Annotated in this window: 17 protein-coding genes and 2 pseudogenes; 7 read left to right on the forward strand and 12 right to left on the reverse strand. The window is 41.4% G+C overall.

Translation table 11 applies throughout. The annotated features are described in order from the left end of the window. The first annotated feature begins 967 nt into the window (after nucleotides 1-967). Entirely contained in the window at nucleotides 968-1,312 is a 345-nt protein-coding gene (locus V7K44_RS05875; RefSeq protein ID WP_094350113.1) for a DUF1815 family protein, read from the forward strand. Nucleotides 1,313-1,606: 294 nt separating this feature from the next. Here V7K44_RS05875 and V7K44_RS05880 read toward each other — a convergent pair whose 3' ends face one another. Continuing rightward, nucleotides 1,607-3,676 (reverse strand): CHAT domain-containing protein, encoded by a 2,070-nt coding sequence (locus tag V7K44_RS05880; protein WP_334929526.1) that lies wholly within the window; start codon nucleotides 3,674-3,676, stop codon nucleotides 1,607-1,609. Nucleotides 3,677-3,792: 116 nt separating this feature from the next. On the opposite strand from V7K44_RS05880, the gene V7K44_RS05885 reads away from it, so the two are divergent. Then, entirely contained in the window at nucleotides 3,793-4,293 is a 501-nt protein-coding gene (locus tag V7K44_RS05885) for an acyl-CoA thioesterase (protein WP_334929528.1), read from the forward strand. Between the two features lie 66 nt (nucleotides 4,294-4,359). Here V7K44_RS05885 and V7K44_RS05890 read toward each other — a convergent pair whose 3' ends face one another. The 3 genes from V7K44_RS05890 to V7K44_RS05900 form a co-directional block, all read right to left on the reverse strand. Further along, the gene (locus tag V7K44_RS05890) at nucleotides 4,360-4,557 is read right to left on the reverse strand and encodes a hypothetical protein (RefSeq protein ID WP_251956093.1); all 198 of its coding nucleotides are present in this window, start codon (nucleotides 4,555-4,557) and stop codon (nucleotides 4,360-4,362) included. Between the two features lie 561 nt (nucleotides 4,558-5,118). Next, a complete protein-coding gene (locus V7K44_RS05895; protein ID WP_334929531.1) occupies nucleotides 5,119-5,385 on the reverse strand; it encodes a BrnA antitoxin family protein in 267 nt (88 codons plus the stop codon). Further along, nucleotides 5,369-5,644, reverse strand: coding sequence for a BrnT family toxin (locus V7K44_RS05900; RefSeq protein ID WP_334929626.1), 276 nt, complete (start codon nucleotides 5,642-5,644; stop codon nucleotides 5,369-5,371). Before V7K44_RS05900 ends, V7K44_RS05895 begins: the two co-directional genes overlap by 17 nt. A gap of 567 nt (nucleotides 5,645-6,211) precedes the next feature. Between V7K44_RS05900 and V7K44_RS05905 the strand changes: the two genes are divergently transcribed. Next, the gene (locus V7K44_RS05905) at nucleotides 6,212-6,358 is read left to right on the forward strand and encodes a hypothetical protein (protein WP_334929533.1); all 147 of its coding nucleotides are present in this window, start codon (nucleotides 6,212-6,214) and stop codon (nucleotides 6,356-6,358) included. Continuing rightward, the gene (locus V7K44_RS05910; RefSeq protein ID WP_334929535.1) at nucleotides 6,355-6,585 is read left to right on the forward strand and encodes a type II toxin-antitoxin system HicB family antitoxin; all 231 of its coding nucleotides are present in this window, start codon (nucleotides 6,355-6,357) and stop codon (nucleotides 6,583-6,585) included. The genes V7K44_RS05905 and V7K44_RS05910 overlap by 4 nt, the downstream gene beginning before the upstream one ends. 148 nt (nucleotides 6,586-6,733) lie before the next feature. Here the strand turns inward: V7K44_RS05910 and V7K44_RS05915 are convergent, their stop codons facing one another. Together V7K44_RS05915 and dxr are read right to left on the reverse strand one after the other, a co-directional pair. Next, on the reverse strand, nucleotides 6,734-6,943 hold the full coding sequence (locus V7K44_RS05915; protein WP_334929537.1) for a hypothetical protein: 210 nt from the start codon (nucleotides 6,941-6,943) through the stop codon (nucleotides 6,734-6,736). Between the two features lie 207 nt (nucleotides 6,944-7,150). Further along, entirely contained in the window at nucleotides 7,151-8,347 is a 1,197-nt protein-coding gene (dxr, locus tag V7K44_RS05920; RefSeq protein ID WP_334929539.1) for a 1-deoxy-D-xylulose-5-phosphate reductoisomerase, read from the reverse strand. 646 nt (nucleotides 8,348-8,993) lie between these two features. On the opposite strand from dxr, the gene V7K44_RS05925 reads away from it, so the two are divergent. Then, nucleotides 8,994-10,301: a mannosyltransferase family protein gene (locus V7K44_RS05925; RefSeq protein WP_334929541.1), complete on the forward strand. Its 1,308-nt coding sequence runs from the start codon at nucleotides 8,994-8,996 to the stop codon at nucleotides 10,299-10,301. A gap of 64 nt (nucleotides 10,302-10,365) precedes the next feature. Next, nucleotides 10,366-12,351 carry a DMT family transporter gene (locus tag V7K44_RS05930; protein ID WP_334929543.1) on the forward strand — a complete coding sequence of 662 codons (1,986 nt, stop codon included), beginning with the start codon at nucleotides 10,366-10,368 and terminating at the stop codon, nucleotides 12,349-12,351. Nucleotides 12,352-12,387: 36 nt separating this feature from the next. Here V7K44_RS05930 and V7K44_RS05935 read toward each other — a convergent pair whose 3' ends face one another. From V7K44_RS05935 to V7K44_RS05960, 6 genes and pseudogenes are all read right to left on the reverse strand, one after another. After that, complete coding sequence (locus tag V7K44_RS05935) at nucleotides 12,388-13,929, reverse strand: ArnT family glycosyltransferase (protein WP_334929628.1); 1,542 nt, start codon at nucleotides 13,927-13,929, stop codon at nucleotides 12,388-12,390. 105 nt (nucleotides 13,930-14,034) lie between these two features. Continuing rightward, nucleotides 14,035-14,256 (reverse strand): annotated as a pseudogene (locus tag V7K44_RS05940) (Uma2 family endonuclease); the annotation flags it as partial. Nucleotides 14,257-14,307: 51 nt separating this feature from the next. Next, on the reverse strand, nucleotides 14,308-14,694 hold the full coding sequence (locus V7K44_RS05945; protein WP_334929545.1) for an endonuclease domain-containing protein: 387 nt from the start codon (nucleotides 14,692-14,694) through the stop codon (nucleotides 14,308-14,310). 407 nt (nucleotides 14,695-15,101) lie between these two features. Beyond that, nucleotides 15,102-15,574, reverse strand: a pseudogene (locus tag V7K44_RS05950) (hypothetical protein). An 81-nt stretch (nucleotides 15,575-15,655) separates the two neighbouring features. Beyond that, complete coding sequence (locus tag V7K44_RS05955) at nucleotides 15,656-17,944, reverse strand: PhoD-like phosphatase (RefSeq protein ID WP_334929547.1); 2,289 nt, start codon at nucleotides 17,942-17,944, stop codon at nucleotides 15,656-15,658. A gap of 196 nt (nucleotides 17,945-18,140) precedes the next feature. Beyond that, complete coding sequence (locus V7K44_RS05960) at nucleotides 18,141-19,532, reverse strand: malic enzyme-like NAD(P)-binding protein (RefSeq protein WP_334929549.1); 1,392 nt, start codon at nucleotides 19,530-19,532, stop codon at nucleotides 18,141-18,143. Between the two features lie 718 nt (nucleotides 19,533-20,250). Here V7K44_RS05960 and V7K44_RS05965 point away from each other — a divergent pair. Continuing rightward, a complete protein-coding gene (locus V7K44_RS05965; protein ID WP_334929551.1) occupies nucleotides 20,251-20,601 on the forward strand; it encodes a YtxH domain-containing protein in 351 nt (116 codons plus the stop codon). Nucleotides 20,602-20,609: the final 8 nt, after the last annotated feature.

The following is a 20,609-nucleotide window of genomic DNA, read 5'->3' on the forward strand; positions in this document are numbered from 1 at the left end:
CAATACCACTAAGAAAGACAATTACGCGCGACCGTTTCGCCAATCATTACGAATTACGTTAGCTCAAGGGTAGCGAGTTTGCGTACCCCTATAGGAAGCAAACTAGGCGCAGCCTCTCGTATAGAGCGTTATGACTAATTACGAATTAATAAAAAATAATTACTCTCTTTGGATAGATAATTGAAATATATTATATATACATTAAATTTGGCAAAACCAAACTAAGATAATAATTCTTATCAATTACCGTGCTTTGGGTCGTACACCTTTTTAAAAATAATCCGAAAATACCTGGAAATATTGCCTAAATGGCAACATTGTTCTGCTGGGTTTAGGTATTGTCAGTGTTAAGTTTTCCCATTGTGGATTCTACACTGAGACTTGTCTAATAATTACGTTGGCTTTGTATAAAGTGTTGCGTTTATTCTCTCGCAACTACTTGATCTATAATTTGCACTGTCATCTTCTTAACTTTACATATATAGGAGGAACGAATTTGGTATAACTAATCATTTCTCCATACCAAAATCTACGTTAGAAAAAGAACAGATTAAAAATTTAAGCAAGAGAGACTATAACGATGAAAAACTACATTATGGCCTTTAATAACAGTGTATTTGACTGCACATAGCCAATATAAACCAAATATGTAGCTTTTCTGTAGTTGACTAGTGCTAAATTTAAGTTACTCTTAAAGCGGATCGCTTACTCCAAGAATCTACTCTGACAGAGGTGTATAAAGATATAGTTAAATTTAGCAATTCTGTCCGAAATTTTGAATTTGCAAACTGAATAGTTTGATACGGCTTTCAAAACCCCGATCCGCTACCCTAAACAAGGTAGTCAATTAACGACTCAATATCATCTGTCTGGTAATTGTAATGAATAGTTTACAATACCAATGGGTGAGAAAATCTAAAGAAAATATAAAAGAAACTCAAATTACTGTGGTGTCTGGAGGACAAAAGTGTTTCTGAGACTAGCACATCAACATCGACAATTCGTCCAAGATTTGGTAATGAACCTGCAAGCCTTGGCAATTGTATTAGAGCGGCGTGGTTATCCTGCATCCTGCTATACCTGTGGCGACCAAATGAATAGTGCATCGTTTATGGTTAGCTTGGGTGATAACCATCTGATTCGATTTTTAGTGTCCGATTACGGCATTACTTGGACGGAAATGCGGGATGACCGCGAATTAATGAAGCTAGAGGGTGCGGAGGCAATTAGCCAGCTAGATGAACTGGCCGATCTTGTCAAGCAATCTATGCAAAGTGATACAGGCTCTAAAACTCTTGCCAAGAAGTATTAAGGTTTCAGAGATTGATAGCAAATTAGAAATTGATTATCGGTAACTGTTAATCAGTAATAGTGGTTTAGTTAGCGATCGCTCTTACCTATTTCTCCATTATCATGAAGTGATTGGCTATGGCTAGCCCATCGCATATTTTTTTGTATCTGCCAAAATTTAACGATCTTGATTTTCAGCCTCTAGCTAGAAGGTGTTAAAACCTAGCAACGTCAGAGGTTAGTTAGTTGAGCACTCCTCTTTTGCCATAATTTCATCAAAACGCGATAACTTCTCTACGAGACACTGCGCGAATATCTAAAGTCCATTGCCAATTAAAATAAAGGGTGCCCAATAGTACGGATGACTAAAGTCATTAACTGCTGCTACGGGTGCATTATGACTTATTTCCTTCCAGTTTCCAGTAATTAATGAGACTTGAGCTTGGCGTAAAGCTTCAGTTTTAGTCAGCTTCTCAGTAGAAAGAATACTATAAAAAGCACTCATTAGTGCTTGCGTACCACCATCATCTACAGACCATAAAGAGGCGATCGCGGCTCTAGCGCCGGTTTGTTGCATCTGATAGCCAAAGCCCAAAATTTCCTCACCGTTACCTAACTTGCCTCCCAAGCCGGTTTCACAGGCGCTCAACACTACCAAATCTACATTTGGGAGTGACCAAGTGGCGACATTTCTAAAATTAACGCGATCGCCATTCCCGAATAAAATAAACGAATCTTCTGGTTTCCCCACCACAAAGGCTGCATGAGTCGCTAAATGGACAATTGTATAATCATCCATTTGGGGTACAGCGACTCTAGGGGTAAAGGCATCGTCTAAAAGCTTCGTAGTTTCAGGAACCGTAGCTGCTAGATTTTCCACCTCCCGCGTTGCAAAGGGTAAGCCAGCAAAAGCAAACTGTCGATTACCAATTTTGATTTGATAATTACCTTTAGTAAAAGCACCCGCTAAAACCCGCAAAGTAGATTGTTTTGGGGTGTTTAAGTTGGTCAGGCTAGCCGATGTAATGTGATTCACATTGAAGCGCTGCACTAACCATTGTTTGCCATCATATAAAGCAGTTAACGGAATGTAGCGTAACCGATCGTCTGGAGCGTAAATCAGAGTTTGCGTATCTGATAGCTTCAAGTCTTTTTCTATCGGTTTAATTAGCCAGTCATATAATTGGCGTGCAGGTGCTTTGATATTTCGACTGGGATTGATTAAAGCTTGGCGGAAAGCATCAATTGTTTGATAGAGGTTTTCGCGCTTTACAGCAACGGTGCGATGAATTGGTGGGGATTCAGGAGTTACCAAGACTAATTCCAAACTATCTTTTAAAATCAGTGGGTAGAGTAGTGCTGATTTTTGCGGTAATAGCGCCAAATTATCCCGAAGTTCGTTGAGATTCTCCAAGTCCAAATTTTGCCGCCTAGCTGTACGGCTAATTTGCTCTACCTGTGCTTTCACTGAAGGACTATTGATAAATTCGTTAAATCCATCTAAAAGTTGCTGTTGATTTAAGACTAGTTGCTCGATCCGTTGTTTCTGTTCGAGCGATCGCTCTTTAGGGGAAATTTTACGTAGTGTTGTCAGTTCTTTACCCAGCACAACAGCATTATCCACACTTTGATCCAACTTTTGTTTAATTGGTTTTTCTGTTGCCGCTATATTAATACCTTTGACAGTACGTTGATTACCTGACACATTCTGGAGATATTCCTCTAGTTCTTCAACTTTGAGTAAATCCATTGTCCTTTGTGCTTCAGCAACACGTTCCTGTTTCAGCAATCGTTCACCCAAAATACGATATGTCTGGCTAACAGTTATGCTGTAAGCTTCTGGTTGTGGCGCACTCAGCGCTGATGGATTCAAGCGAGCTTTCTCACGATTAATCAAGCAATGCTTGTAGAAAAAAATTGCTAACTCTGGTTTGTTTTGGATATCGAATAAGTAACCGATGTTACTGTAGGTTTTGCCAAGTCGAACCAGGTCCCCAAGTTCTTTGTTAATTAATAAAGCTTGCTGATAGGATTGAAGTGCTTCAGGATACTTTTTTTGACTTTGGTAGATTCTGCCGATGTTGTTGAATGTTACCGCTTCCCAAGAGCGCTCTCCAAGGTCTCTGCTGATGGCTAATGCTTTTTGTAATCTCTGTAACGCTTCTTGCGATTCACCTTGCCGAGATTCATTGATCGCTTCTTCGTTAAGCTTTGCAATTTCTGAGAGTTGATTATTCTTGGGTAAAGCTTGAGCTTTTTCTCCAGAGTCGTATCTGAACTTTGCATTTGTGTTTACCTGGTTACTGTCTGGATATACCATCCCAAAACCTAGTAAGCTAAGTAGAGATAAAGTAACAACACTCACATACCGGAGATTAGGCTGCATAACAAAACACTCCCTATGCTCGGAAGGTAAATATTAAATCAAGAAGTCCGGCAACGCAATTAATTTTTATGCTATTCAATAATTTGGAAAATTTATAGGTACTGAGAAAATTGAAGATGTCAGAAGAAAAACCTAGCCAACCAAAACTACCACCAACCAGTGCTCTTGACAATCCATCTAGTCACGAGTTTGGGAATTGGTTTGAATATCCTGTCAGAGTGCAACCCCACCACACAGACTATGCCGGTCTTGTCTGGCACGGTTCCTATATAGCTTGGATGGAAGAAGCGCGGATTGAATGTTTGCGATCTATAGGGATTGAATTTGCTGATTTAGTTGCTATAGGCTGCGATTTACCAGTTGTAGAACTGTCGGTGCGCTATCACCGTTCAATTCAATTGGGTATGGCAGTGATGGTAAAAACCCGCATGGCTGAGGTGACAGGTGTGCGAATCAATTGGGATTATGCCATTGTCTCAACTGATGGACAAGAATTATACGTCACGGCTAAGGTGACATTAGTGGCTTTAGATCGCGAAAGAGGCAAGATTATGCGTCAGTTGCCGCCGAGTTTTAAGGATGCCTTAGCCAAGATTTCAGCATTAAATAATGATTGACCAAGAAAGGTTGTCATTTCATGTTTTATACTTCACCTTTTATTAGTAAAAGTGAAGTATAGATTGTTACTTTCCAGTTTGGATCTGCGATAGATTTTGAGCAAACTGCGTTACGTAATGCCAAATATCTTGTGGAGTAATGCCAAAACTAATATTTAATAAAACAAGGATTGCCGCAAGAGTTAATGCAGTGCTCACGGTTGCTTTCAGCAATTTCCATAATATTATGAAGATTATCCAAGCTATAATCAACGTAATAATCATATATATTAATTCCTTAATAATTACCCTTGTCTAAGAAGGTCTTTATTTAGAAAGGGTAAATTTTTATCTGAAGTCAAAATTACTATTGCTAAAGCTATTAGACCTAATTTGGAATAGATACTAAAGCTAAGATTTTTGTCTAACTGTGCCAATGCCATATTAGCTGAAAATGGGCCAATTATTCGGGTAAAAGGCAACTTATTTGGCAATTTGGCAGAATTACTAGAAATACTTTTTTAAAATTTTTGTATCAATAATCACAAGATACAAGAGTTAGATTAGGACTCCGATTTGATTTTTGAAAACATACTGAGACTGAAAAGGCTTTTGTCTCAGGGTTGCATTTGAAATTTTGTTCAAAAATCAGACAGGAGTCCTAATAGTTGCTAAAAAAATCTATTCGGCAACTAGTAAGATAATTACTGTATCAACTCGAAGAAGTCAAAAAACTTTCACTTTATACTTAGGTTTTTGACTTACCGCAACAGAATCAACAGATTGCTTGATCTGCCGCTAAATTTCAGATTTATTTAGGTTTTTAAGATAGCTTAAGTCCTACTATCAGCCTATTTTCTCCAATAGTGCTTCATTGATAACCGTTTGATAGCCTACCCCTCGCTTTTCTGCCTCTTCTTTCGCCCAGGCTATGATTTTAGGATGAAATCTGATAGAAACCGGCTCATACTTTTCCTCTTCACCCTTAGCAGGTCGTCCACGCTTTCTCGGTATAATCCCAAACTGATCTGCGATCGTATCTCTGAATATTTGGTTTTCTTCTGGTGTAACTCGTCTTGCTCTCTCAAAAGGAAACTCAGATTCCTGACTCATATTGTTGACACTCCTTTTTTGTAGCTTTTCTTGCACTAATTATCCTTATTCCCTCACCTCGCATGGTAAAAACAACTACAACAATTGACCCATCTTCTATTTCACCAATCGCCCATTCTCTTTCTTCTCTCTGAGAATGAATAGAGTCTTCCGTAAACAGAAGATAAGGGTCGGCAAAAACTGTTACAGCTTCCTCGAATTGAATACCGTGTTTCAAAAAATTTGATTTGGCTTTGTTGTCGTCCCACTCAAAGCGTATTTATAGTATATACCAAAAATATTTACCTTTGCTATGCTACACGGACTTTGACCTTGGGATGAAGTGCATAGACGCGATCGCATTTATTAAGGTTGATGGGAAAGTGCGATGTCTAACGACAAGCCTTACGGCTACGCATTTATTGGCGTTGAAGAGAAAGTGCGATAGCGAAGCGCTGACTTGTCAGTTCGCATTTTAGTATTTTGGGAGGGAGTCCGATGTCTAACGACAAGCCTTACGGCTACGCATTTATTGTTGATGGAATAGATTGCGATCGCCTTTGTGGTATTGAGGAAGTGCGATAGCGAAGCACTGACTTGTCAGTTCGCATTTATTATGGTTTGTGGAAGTGCGATGTCTGACTACAAGCCGCTGTGTGTATGTTGCGTTTATTTGGGATTTTGGGGAAAATGCGATAATGCGATCGCGTCTGACTTATAAATCAGGAGTTGGCTGTAAGGGGTAATGCCGAAAAAAGTAAGAGAGTTGAAAGCGATGGTGTCAAAAGTCGGCTATATTCTTCAACCAGGAAGAGGTAAAGGAAGTCACACATATTAGAAGCATCCGTTGTTACCCGAAGAACCCCTAACCATACCGGGTAAAGACGGTGATGATGCTCCGTTATATTTAGAAAAAAACATCCAACGGGTGCTGAAAAAACTCCAAGAAATGGAAAACACGGAAACCGAAGAAAAACAGGAGCCAGAAGAATGAACTATCACTACAGTATGGTAATTCAATGGTCGGAGGAAGATAGACTTTTTTTAGTACACTTGCCTGAGTTCCCCTGGCAACAATTTCATACGCATGGTAGGACTTATGAAGAAGCAGCCAAAAATGGTCAGGAAGTAATTGAGACTTTTATTGAAATGTTGAAAGAAGAAAACAAACCACTACCAGAACCAAGAATACTTCCTACAAAACCGTTACAAGTTGCGTAAGTTAAGTGGGTGTTAATACTAAAAATAATTATCAATCATGAGTGTGATGTCTGAAGGCAGAACTACCTCTGGTAATGCTAGCAACCGTGAAACGATCGCTGTGTCCCCATTCAAAAAACGCACCGCCACAGAGCTATCTAAGGCAATCTCACCACTTTTTCACATCCACCTGCCGACATTCTGCTGCGATCGCCCGTTTTAATTCTTGGGCTTCGACATCACTTAAAATACCTGCAAATTTTGCGAGAGGATGAGTTTTGGGTGTTGCTTTTACCCTACGAACAAAATCTAGTACTGACTGGACTATATCATCAGGAGCTTGTTCGAGTTCCTGGATCAATTCTTCACGATTTGTCATGCATTCAATTTGTCCTGGCTAGTTCTTTTTATTTTCAGTATATCCAAAGTCCCAAAGCGATGTCTAACGACAAGCCTTACGGCTACGCATTTTTGATATTGGGGAAGTGTGATATTTGACTTTTAGCCTTCAGCCTAATGCTGAAGGCTAAATAGGAATTGGTCAAAAGCCAGAAAACCTGCCTTTTGGGTATCTGAGTGAAGGTTTTTATCGCAGAGAAATTATCTGCGAGTGAGTTTCTAACTTTTCAGTCGCTGTTAAAACTTCTTGTCTTGCCCATTTATCTGCTGTCAAAATGTCATCTAAAGAGGGATTTGCACGGTTATCATTTTGATGGCGATCGCACACCCATTCGATACACCGAGGAATATCTAAAAACCGAATTTTTTCATCTAAAAATAAAGCCACAGCTTGCTCATTTGCAGCGTTTAACACAGCTGGCATCGAACCACCAGCTTTACCCACAGCATAAGCCAACTGCATACAAGGATACTTCTGGTGATCTGGTTCGCGGAAGGTTAAATTTCCAGCTTTGACTAAATCTAGTCGTTTCCAGTTGGTGTAGATGCGATCGGGCCAAGATAGAGCATAGAGTAAGGGTAGGCGCATATCCGGCCAACCGAGTTGGGCTAAAACTGAAGTATCTTGCAATTCAATCAGTGAGTGAATAATGCTCTGGGGATGAATTACAATTTCGATATCGTCATAATCCAAGCCAAACAGGAAGTGAGCTTCAATTACTTCCAGTCCTTTATTCATCAAAGTAGCAGAGTCTATTGTGATTTTCCGTCCCATCGACCAATTAGGATGCTTCAAGGCGTCAGCAACAGTTACATCTGCTAACTTTTCTACATCCCAGTCCCGGAAAGCCCCACCAGATGCAGTCAGCAAAATTTTCCGCAAGCCTTGTTTTGGCACACCTTGGAGACATTGAAAGATTGCAGAATGTTCGGAATCGGCTGGGAGTAATTTTACACCGTGTTTTTCGACTAGGGGTAGAACCACAGGGGCCCCAGCAATCAGAGTTTCTTTGTTTGCTAAGGCAATATCTTTACCAGCTTCGATAGCTGCGATCGTGGGTAGCAAACCAGCACAACCAACGATCCCAGTGACAACGGTTTGGGAATCGCCGTAACGGGCAACTTCTATCACTCCGGCATCACCTGCCAGTAGAATCGGTTTAGGATCGAGGTCAATGATAGCTTCTTTGAGCGCTGGTAATTTAGCTTCTGAGCAAATGGCTGCTATTTCCGGTCGAAACTGCCGAATTTGAGCAGCTAACATTTCGACATTGCTCCCAGCTGCCAATCCCACAATCCGAAACTGATCTGGGTACTGAGTGACAATATCTAAAGTCTGAGTACCAATAGAACCAGTGGAACCAACGAGAGTAATCGCTTTCACAATTGCTTAAGGATTTACAGACAACTCTCACTATAAATTGCTGGGGACTCTTTAATCACAGCAATCACAATAATCGATACACTGATGCAAGAAAGCAAAGAAGTTTCCCCGTGCCCGTGTCCCTGCACCAGTTCCAATCCGTTAATTTCAACTCGATAGACTGTTAGCGAATAAGTAGGTAGACATAATTAAATGTAAGATAAAATTTTTGTTCATAGTGAGCAATTTTTCTCTCTATGTAAGATTCTCAAGGACTAAAGCCGCTTACTACGAGCTTTAATTTAATGAAGCCGTTCTACTTAAAAGTACTAAAAGGGATTCTTATTTGAATGAGGTACAGCGGTAGGGACACACAGCAAGCTGTACGCTCCTGAGTGATTAATTTTTTCTTTCAGTATCTTTCCCCCAGCGGTAACTGCTGTAACTAGACAAAAATTGTATTTATAAATACTATATTTTAAAGATAAATTCCGAGAAAATTGGCAAAAGTAACTAAATAGGAAATAATTTCAATTAATTGGTAATCTGTCCAGTTTGTTAATTGTGTTGGTGGAGGATTTAATATGCAAAAGATTACTCATAAACTGCTGTGCTACAGCCATAGGTAAAAAGATGCACAAAGGAGTTTGTTGAAGCACTCAACCTTATGGCCAAAGTTCAGATAGCTATAAAAAAAGTTTTATGGAAAAATGATTTCCTATTTCCAGCAGCAATATGGCTTGTCAGCCGAATATTTATTTGGACAGCTATGTTGCTGGTTGCGCCAAAGCTACCGTTAGCAACAGAGGAATTGTTGCCTAGTTTTAGCTGGGGAGTTTTTGATGCCTGGGATAGTATACATTACCGTGCGATCGCAACTTCTGGCTACGAATTTGTCAATGACGGCAAGCAACATAATCTGGCCTTCTTCCCCCTATTTCCCTTAAGCATCTGGGTTTTGATGAAGTTGGGCTTACCGTTTGAATTGGCAGGCACCTTAGTCAACAACTTGGCATTTTTTGCAGCGCTTTACTCTTTGTACTTTTGGGTCAAGGAGCATCATGGCATCAATACAGCCCATTGGGTAACTGCTGTGCTTTCTTTGTATCCAGCTTCGATGTTTACGGGAGTGATTTACACAGAGGGGCTGTATTTGTTTTTGAGTACGGCGACTTTGCGGGCGTTCGATCAAAAGCAGTATGGCTGGACTGCCCTTTGGGGAGCGATGGCGACAGCAACACGTCCTACAGGTATGGCACTAATTCCAGCATTGGCGATCGCAGCCTGGAAAGAACGCCGACCACCCATTGCCTATATAGCTGCTTTGACTACTGCTATTGGCATACTTCTATTCAGTTTGTATTGTGCGATTTATTTTGGCGACCCTTTAGCTTTTATCGAAGCACAGCGGGGATGGCGACCAACTCTAGGGTTTGATTGGCAGGGTTGGTTAAATATGTTCATGCAAATTGCCGTTGGCAGTAAAAATTGGCAATTTGGCTGGGTTCAAAACTCCTCTGGTGCAATTCAAGACCCCTGGTATCTCTTGTTATTTGGCGTGATTGTTGCCAGTGGCTATCTTTTATGGCATTTCCGTCAACGTTTTAGTTCTGTAAAATTATTTTATGGGTTTTATGGTTTAGTCTTATTTTTGTTGATTCTGGCAAGCGAACAGTGGATCAATAACTTCCTCAACTTGTTCATGGTCTTAGGTGGTGGCTATGTGTTGTGGCGCTTACACACGCAACTGACCCCAGTTACAGTTGTTTATGGCTTTTGTGGTATTGGTTTACTGTTGGCCTCTGGAGGCACTATTTCCTTGAGCCGTCTCGCCTACGGTATTGTGCCTTTGAACATAGCAATTGGTGTGCTGCTATCTCACCATCCTCGTCGAGGATATTTAATATTGGGCGCTTTTGTGACACTACTAGCCAAAATAGCTGTAGGATTTGCCCAAGACCACTGGGTTGGTTAGAAGGTTTGATCCATATATTTGTATTTGGTTCTTTCTTGGTAAGAAGTTGAATTTAAATTTCCTAATGAATCTATCCAATCAAACGAAGATAGCCCTTGCTTCATTATTTGTAGGTGTCGGTGCCATATCTTTTGGCTCTATTTTCGTAAGATTGAGTGAAAATGAACTTAGTCCCAATGCCACTGTATTTAATCGCCTTTGGCTTGGTAGTGCGATCTTCTTACTCTGGCATGGATACAAGGCGATTCGTCAGCAACTTTCCTTAGAAGAACCTGTACAACAGCAGCCCTACACTAGTCAGGATCTGTGGCTATTGCTTGGTGCTGGTATTTTTTGGGCTGCTACTTTAGTCTTCTTGGCTTGGTCGCTGACTCAAACTAGCGTTGCGATCTCTAGTGTCTTACATAATCTTGCCCCTATATTTACTAGTTTAGGAGTGTGGCTGTTATTTCGTAAGGGTTTTGAGAAGAAATTCCTGATTGGCATGATCATCGCCCTGGGGGGAGCGATCGCTATTGAATTTGAGGAGTTGCAAATTGCCACAGATGAGGTTGAAGGAAGCTTGGCTGCGATTGTTTCGGCGATTTTCTTGAGTGCATACTTGCTGCTCGTAGAGAAATTACGAACCAAATTTTCTCCGGCCACAATTCAGTTGTGGATCTGTGCGATCGCGGCTCTAGCTATCTTCCCCATACTTTTGTTTACTCAAGATCGGCTTTTCCCCTCTACAGTCAGTGGGTGGATATGGGTAATTTTCCTGGCGCTGATTTGCCAAGTTTTAGGTCATGGGCTTTTGACCTATAGCCTTGCTAGGTTTTCGTCTGTGGTCGTCTCCTTGGTGCATCTCTTAGAGCCAGTATTTAGCGGCATTTTCGCTCTGGTAATCTTTTCAGAAAAATTAACTTTCTCGAGTTGGGTAGGTTTCGCTGTAGTTTTAATGGGTTTATACTTAGCCGTATCTAGCCAAGCTGCTGTTAATTACCCGTTCCAGGAATCAGTCAAAAATATAGTTAACACTTTCGTTAAAAGTATGACGATCAAACTGTCATTACTAAAGCAACAATTCTCTGAAACACCAGCTTTATTAGGAACTGTCTCATTATTGTTTGCTCTAATTCCCATATCTTTAGCACCATCTCTGACCAAATTATGTCAACAAGAAATTGGTGCAAATGCTGTAGTATTTCATCGCAGTTGGATTGCGACAGTTGTCTTTGGTTTGTGGAATGGACTTGAGGCTTTCCGCAACCAACAGTCTATTGAAAGAGGTAATAGTGAGGAGACAGAAGGCAGTATTACTTCTGCCTTGCTTGATGACCAATCCATAGAACAGAAGCCTTTTACAAGTAAAGAAGTGTGGCTCTTGTTAGCAATGGGAACCTCTGCTGGAACCTACCTTCTATTGTGGGCTTGGTCGCTGAGTCAAACTAGTGTTGCCAACGTGGCTTTACTGTCTAATTTGAACTCCTTATTTGTTGCTTTAGCTGGGTATCTGTTATTCGGTCGGCGTTTCGATAACAGATTCGTGATTGGTCTGGTCATAGCCTTGGGAGGAGCGATCGCGTTTGAACTCAATAAGGTGCAATTTGCAAGCGATCAAATGCTAGGTGATGCATTAGCATTGCTAACTGCGGTTTTCATGGCTACGTGTATGCTGCTGATAGAAAGACTCCGAACCAGATTTAGTACTGCAACTATCATGCTGTGGCGCTGTGGAGTGACAACAATGTTTCTACTACCAGTGCTACCATTCCTCGAAAATAGACTATTCCCCTATTCCTGGACGGGTTGGTTTTTCATCATTTTCCAAGCTCTTTTCTGTCAAGTGCTGGGTCAGGGACTTTTAGCTTATAGCCTCAGTAGAATATCTTCAGGTGTTGTCGCCGTCACGCTTCTTTTAGAACCAGTTCTAGCTTCTATTTTTGCTTGGTTTATTTTTGCAGAACAAGTAGGTTTGTTTGACTGGGCTACTTTTGCCGTAGTTTTAGCGGGTATCTATCTAGCCCAATCTAGTCAATCGATTGTTCAAGTAACAAATGAAGGCTCGTAGCAGCATGACGGTAGTAAACAAAGATAAGCTGTTAGACTATGGTGAAATCAGTGTAAATCCTTTAGATGATCCGATAATTTTACTACCAGTCAAATTTATTTGCTGTAAAGCCCCATCGTCTAAGAGCAAATAAGATTTATTAGATAACATTTGTTGTAAAACTGGCAGAGTTGTAGCAGTTACCTTGCAATCGCTATAAAAATTTAAGCTAGGGCGATCGTAAGCAAAAGAAGTATAAATTTTGGTTCCTGGTGAAACATTTGCCCGAATTAATTCTGCTACTGGTTTAACTGGAAAAGCTTCTTTTAATTCCCAAATCCATGATTGCGAACTCATTAACAGTGCTAAAACTAAGTACATCCCAGAAAACAACACTGGAATAAAGTTGCGATCGCGTTGTCTAATTAACCATACTGCGATGCTCATGCTTATTGCCAAAACAATACTCATGACTATTAAAGTAGGCTCTTTCTTTGCAAGAATAAAGTAAACACAACCTCCTAAACCAGCAATGGCGATAATAGCTATAAATATTGTCAAACTTCGCACCTTAAAATGACCGTACTGCCAAATTTCGCTAAGTTTCGCACCAATTGCCAAAGCTAAAAATGGATATACAGGCATAATATACCAAGGCAGCTTAGTTCTCATTAAAGAGATAGTTACCAAGTAAATAATTGTGCCAATAATAATTAAACTACCCCAGGAAGTATGACGTTTTTTCCAAGCTAAATAAAAACCTCCTGGTAAAAATAATAGCCAGGGAAAACTATACTTAATTAACTCAATTAAATAGTACCAAGGTGGCCCACTATGACCTTCAACAGCTTGTGTAAGGCGATCCAAGGTTTGTGTTTGAAAGTTCACTTGGAAGAAAGTTTCGCCATAATGTTGCCATTGAGCAGCAAACCAAGCGATCGCAGGTGCATTTCCTAACAAAATTCCTACTAATAAATAAGGGCTTGTTAACAAAGCAAACTGCCGATCTGCAATCAGGAATAAACAAGCGATCGCTCCTAGCGGCAAAACTATCATCCCTTTCGTGAGAGTGATTAACCCTAGACAAAATCCCACACCTAGAGCATATCGGCGATTCTGACGTGCTTTTAGCAAACAAAATAACAGCAGCAAGAAAAAGGTAATAGTTGCACCATCTAGCATTGCTAGCCTTCCGTGACGCAGCACAGGCAACATTGTCAGGTAAACTAAAGCGCTAAACAGAGCTGGTAAACTTTGGTTAAAAAGCAAACATCCCACCAAGTAAAGCAAAGGCACTCCCAAGGCAGTTAACACTGCACCCGGTAGACGCGTTGTCCACTCATTCACACCTGCGATCGAGTAAGTCCAAGCAATTAACAAGTGCATCAGGGGTGGCTTATTATGATAGGGTTCTCCTCCCAGGGTGGGGTAAAGCCAATGCATTGAACCAAATGGGGCACGCCAAATTTCACGGGCAACCTGTGCCACAGTACCTTCATCCCAATCTCTTAAAGGGGAGTTTCCTAAAAATATTAGCCATAGAAATAGAGATATTACCAGTAGGCTAAATAACCATTCTTTTTCTCGGAATAGACGCATATCTAAGATCGGGATAATCATCTCAAACCTCTAGGATATCCCCACTAAAGCTTGCTTTATATGGCATCATATCAGCTTCTTAAACCAGTCTCAAACTGCCAATGGTCAAGCCTCCTTTTGCTGAAACTGGCTCAATAACCAAGTTCCAACTTCAGATTGACTCATTTCACGACTTTGGCGTAAAGCTTCTTCTAAAATAGACATCGCCAATCCAGGCAATACCTGTGATTCTTGAATACGTTTACTGCCTTGATCTGCGATCGCATAAGCGATGATTTGGGCATTTTGCACATCCACCACCCAATATTCGGCAATACCTAACTCTTCATAGAGCGATCGCGACTGTAAAAAAACTAAACTACGATTTCCCCCCCTTTTTTAAGGGGGGTTAGGGGGGATCAAACCCTGTATCTGCTCACACACACTATCAAACTGATTTAAAACTTGGCTATTTGTAAACCTGAGAACCTTTAAACCATAGCCCTCCAGAACATGAGTTCTCTCCATGTCATAATCTTGATCTTGATCTGTAAAATGACTATCTTCATCAATTTCTATCACTACTTTTAAAATGGGACAGTAGAAATCAACCATGAAATGATTAATCGTCCGTTGTTTTAAAAAGCGAAATTGAAAGGTTCTCAGATATCCATACCAAAGCTTCTTTTCTGCTGGAGTCATATTTCTGCGAAGTTCTTTTGCTCTTTCCACAAGCTTTGGATTGTAGGGTAGATGGAAATTGCTATTATTGAGGTTTTTAGTCATAGTTTATACTTTTGATCCCCCCTGCCCCCCTTAAAAAGGGGGGTAATATATAGGTTATATGCACCTTTTTGCTCGAACGTTGAGCCTCTGAACTCGGAAGTTGCACCTTTTTACTCGAACGTTGAGCCTTTGAACTTGGAAGTTGCACCTTTTTGCTCGAAGGTTGAGCCTCTGAACTCGGAAGTTGCACCTTTTTGCTCGAAGGTTGAGCCTTTGAACTCGGAAGTTGCACCTTTTTGCTTGAACGTTGAGCCTCTGAACTCGGAAGTTGCACCTTTTTGCTGGAACGTTGAGCCTTTGAACTCAAAAAATAAAGCTCAGAACTCGGAATGTCGTGCTTTTAACTCCAACATCCAAATTCTGAGCTTTAACATCGCACATTTTAAGTGCAAGTACTGAGCTATTTTCTACAACGCTGCTTTTTGAGACTTGGATTTTCCAGGTTTACGAGCAAATCGTTGTCCCATTTCCACAACCACTGCATCTAAACCCGCGCCTTGTCCACTAGCTTTGGCGTAGTTATACACCTGTAACGCGGCTGCATAAGCTTCACTACCCACTGCAAGAGATGTATCATCTACCAACTCTGTAACTGCGTCAACGACAACAACACCGGATACAACGCTTCAAATAATTGCACGTCCTTCCGCATTTCATCCAAGTCAAACGATCGCGGTAGAAACTGTGGGTTCTGCGCCGCCACCTCTAATGCTTTACTCACAAAGGCGCGACTCTTATCTCCCATCTTGGGTAAAGTCTTGCGATCGTCGGCACTCAAATCAACCAAAAATGGTAGCTTTTCTTTAATGGTGGCGATCGCTTGCAACACAGCATCTCTATCTGTTTGTGCCAGTGTTGCACTAATTGGGTTCGTAGACATAGAAATCACTCTCCAGTATTTTTCTTAAATCTAGAGTGCCCACATATACAACACAAATTTCCATTCGCAGAGGAAAGCCGATCATCTTAATAAAGACTGATTGGGTGTTAACTCGCTCTCAAAACGGCTGTAAACAACTTGGGTTGGATACCAACAAGAAAACCAGTATAAATCTTGAATAACTTTGCAAGAATTACTGTCATCTGCTAACTCAAAGTGAACCAGAGCTAAATTATTCAATCCAACTACCTCTCGTCCCTCCTGAAACCAACGAGATTTCCAAAAAATCAGGGGTTGTAACCATTTCCATTTGGTATTTTCGGCTCGCTTCCAAGGAGCTATCAAGGATAATATATCTGCTGTGTAGGTAGAAGTCTGAACGCTATTTCTAGGTATCCACTCCAGCACACAATGCCAGTCAGAGTCATTCAGCAGCTGACGATTATGGTGTAATTGTTTCTCGGAAATTTCTACCATATTGAGTGGGTTGCTCCAGCCTATCCAATGTCGTACTTGTTCTGGTAGCAGCCAATCTTTCAATCGTGTATGAATCAGCCGCGTCAAAATCTCTTCATTCTTCAATGCACTAGCGGTTAACTGTACCAAAACAGACTGTAATTTTGAATGGGTGCGTGCATAAGATAAGTGAGCAACTGAACTGTAGTGAATATCCCCAGATAGAATCACAACTTGTTGACGTTCCTCAAACAAAGTGGTTAGGAATTTCGCCAGTGCTTCAACATTAATGTTCCAGGCATCTCCAACATCGGTTGAAAAAACTTTCTCCTGTTTTAAGTGCCAATGATGAATCCAATCAATCACTTGTAATCCAAATACATTTGTGGGCGCAATCACAAATGTAGTTTGAATCTGAGTTTGTTCAACTACTTCTTGTAAAGGTAAAACTAGTTGTTGCTCAAAAGCTTTGGGACACAATAACATTGGTGGAGCAATTGGTTTTTGATCGGCTGGATAACCCCGCCATGTACGCGTATCCAGCACAATTACTTCATGGCAATCGCTGCGGACTATGTAATGCCAAGTCAGCGCTTCAGGATCTCTATCCAAAATGAATACTGAACCGTCTCGGACTAAAACAGGTAAACCTGTGTGGGGATCGTTAGCTGGCATTCCTACATAACGAGCGATCGCTTCATCAGCCTTTTCATCAGTTCCTTGAGAAGTTGACCAAGCTTGTGCAGCCGCCAACAGCTTTTCACCTGATTTTCCTTCTGCAAATTGCCCTGGTGTATTGCCCCATCCTTGAAATACCGTATAGGCTAACAATGCATTTTGGACTATTCTTCGTCCAAAGGGACGCCCCAAAACTCGCAAACACCAAGCTTGGTTCAAATTCCAGTCATCACTAACATCATGGTCATCAAAGATGCTGTGCATGGGGATATTGGCAAGGGCGCGGCGCACTTTCCAAAGCGTATAAATGAATTGTCGCAAATGCTTGACTGCGCGATTCCAGTCTTTGATAGCATGGCGATCGCGTGTTACTTGTTGTCCTTTGGGAAATGCAGTTGGCCAGCACACTGGCGACCAAGCTAGTAAATAAGTAGCGTAATATTCACCCAGACTGAAAAGATGACTGTTGACCTTCTCAGCTTTATTATGTAATCCTGCGGTCAAGCCAGCTTGATTTGTCGCAACGTCAGCCCGTTCTCCAGGTGGTAGCTGCTGGGGAGTGCAATACACTCCATTCACCGGAAGTCGTTCTTCCCAACCCAAGAGGGCATCACCAAGAGTAGTGGAAACCCACAACGACGGATCTGCTACATCATCTCCGTAAATTTGATCTCCGGTAAGAAACAGTTGGTGAGGGCGGCGTTGGGGTTGATTTGCTGACGCCTGAATCATACTATCGAGAATCGGCAATGCATCAAACCCATGTCCATGAGGTTTACGGCAGGAAGCATGGACAATTTGCAAATCTTGAAGACGGTTTGGCGGTAGAGCAAAGGTTGGTTTTTGATGATCGAAGTAGCTGATGCTGACTAGAGGAGAGGAGTTTAAACATAATGCTTGTTGCAGAGTTTCTGTGGTTTGGTCAGCAACAGTAAACTGGAGATCGTATGCATAGATGCGACCTCCAGTTAGGCGATGTCCAATTGTAGACCGAGCCGTGATGGCAACTACATGAAGATACTTACCCAGAGCAAAGGTAGAGCGTTCTCCCTCCAATAAGCAATTTCCTATTACTTCACCATCATTTGTTGTGTCATAAACCTTAAGTTCTACCTGACAAGATTGTTTTAGTGCAACCCATACTGTCACAGACTCTGACTCAGTATGTTTGAGGATTGGCCCCCCTAAAATCAATGGCAGTTCTTGTAAAAACTCGTCCCCAACTTGATACTTCATTGCAAACAGTTGACATGATGGTGTTTTAGATGTGTTACTTTGCTCCTAAATTGGTAGCCCCAACTCATCTAATCACCAATCATGCATCAATTCTCATCTGTTTAACATCAGTTCATAGCGCAAATTGATTGCAGCCTAAAAGCTCAGGGACGAGCGAGACGCGCATCCCATAAAAGTGATTGATTATTTTAGTTAATTAATTTCGCGCGATACCTTCTTCCCGCGCAGCACGTTGCACAGCAGCAGCAACAGCAGTGACAACGCGCTCATCAAAGACTGAAGGAATAATATGTTCCCGATTCAAGTCTGAAGGCTTGACTAAAGAGGCGATCGCACTTGCAGCTTCGAGGTACATTTTAATGGTAATTGTTTGTGCCCGACAATCTAAAGCACCACGGAATACCCCAGGAAAAGCGAGGACGTTATTGATTTGATTTGGGTAATCACTGCGACCGGTAGCGATGACAGCAACATCTTTGCTGATTAATTCTGGCTGAATTTCTGGAATCGGATTTGCCATTGCAAACACAATTGGATCTTTCGCCATCGATTGCACCATTTCTGGTGTCAAAACTCCTGGGGCGCTGACTCCAATAAACACATCTGCCCCTTGCATTGCACCCGCTAATGTACCCTGACCTTTCACAGCAAATTCAAGTTTTTCCTCTGTCAAATCGGTGCGATTAGTAGAGATAATCCCTTTAGAATCGCACATCCAGATTATTTCTGCCCCAGCCTTGCGGAGTAACCGAGCGATCGCTACTCCCGCCGCCCCAGCACCGTTAATCACGATCTTGATTTCTGCTAAGGATTTATGTACCAGTTTCAAAGAATTAAACAAGGCAGCCAAGGTGACAATTGCTGTACCATGCTGGTCATCGTGAAAAACGGGAATATCTAACTCTTCACGCAATCTTCTTTCAATTTCAAAGCAGCGAGGTGCAGCGATATCCTCTAAATTTACGCCCCCAAAAACTGGCGCGATATTCTTAACTGCCTGGATAATTTCTTCTGTATCTTGGGTGGCGAGACAAATGGGAAAAGCATCCAGCCCCGCAAATTCCTTGAATAGCATTGCTTTGCCTTCCATGACTGGTAGGGCGGCGGCTGGACCAAGATTTCCCAAACCCAAAACGGCACTACCATCGGTAACAATGGCAACGGTGTTTTGTTTGATGGTTAAGTTGTAAACTTCCTCTGGGTCTTGAGCGATCGCAGTACAAATTCGACCAACTCCGGGCGTGTAAGCCATTGCCAAATCGGAAACACTCTTCAAGGGAATTCTACTGGTAATGCTGATTTTGCCACCGCGATGCAAATTAAAGGTGCGATCGTAAACACTGAGTAACTTAATGTCTGGCAATACTTTGACTGCTTGCACAATCGTTTCAGCGTGTTCAGTACTAGCAGCATCCACAGTAATATCGCGGGTGGACTCTTTGCGGGTTTGCTCGATTAAATCAATTTGTCCGAGATTACCGCCAGTAGTTGCGATCGCGTGTGTAACCGACGCCAACATCCCTACACGATTAGGAATCTGCAAGCGCAGTGTCAAACTAAAACTAGAATTAGGAGTTAGGTCTGCCATGTTGATTTTGGATTTTAAGTTTTAGATTTTATATTGAATTGAGACAAAAACTAAAATCTGAGATTTGTAGTCTGTAGAAACACAATGTATGTAAACTTTTGGGATAATCATCAGTAGTTAGTTTACCCACTGCTTACAGTTTTGATAATTATTTTTATTTATACCAATGCATTTACTAATATAGATGAGTAACAATTTAGTAATTGTACCCAAATACACCAGATATTTTTTATATATTTTATGTATGTAAATATTTGTATAACTATCGCTTCAACGCAAATACCGTCGTCTCGTCGTGAGATGGGAGCGTCGAAAGGTTTATTTTGACGCATTTATTGACCTTGCTACTATCCACATCTGGATTCACAAAATATTATTAGTGCGATAGGTTCGTAGTAAGATCCCATAGGATGCATTGGCTTCTAGCGCTAGCTTCCCCTTTCCATACCCTCAAAGCTTTATTATTAAGAGCGTCTCCCTCAGTAGAAGGGTACGGAACTACCCAAGACATAATATAAAGCGACCCCACCAGAGGTATCAAAACTTTGGGAGATAGAGGGAGTTTTGAATTATAAGTAATTAATGCTTCTAGTATTAATCAATAAAAGCAACTTTTCTGGCTGATATTTTGTCACCATAGATTAACTGAATAAAATCAGTTGAGTCTTACAAGGGGAGAAAACCCACCTAAAATGGGTGTAAGGGGAGAAACAATAAGATGTCTAATAACCGTTCTGGAGTATTTATTAGCGGTTTGATGCTGGGAGCTACTATCGGTGCTTTAACCGGTTTACTCGTGGCTCCACGCGCAGGGCGCGAAACGCGTAAAATTTTGAAAAAATCCGCCAATGCTATCCCAGAATTGGCAGAAGACTTATCAATGAGTGTGCAAATTCAGGCAGATCGTCTCTCTGCTAGCGCACTGCGAAACTGGGATGAGACTTTAGATAGATTACGGGAAGCGATCGCAGCAGGTGTAGATGCCAGTCAGCGAGAAAGCCAAGTCTTGAAGCGACAAACATCTGTTGAAGACTCAGATTCGCTTCCCCAGCCATTAGAACGCTCATAAATGACATA

The organism is Nostoc sp., from assembly GCF_036917235.1.
In the GTDB taxonomy this organism is placed as follows: domain Bacteria; phylum Cyanobacteriota; class Cyanobacteriia; order Cyanobacteriales; family Nostocaceae; genus Nostoc.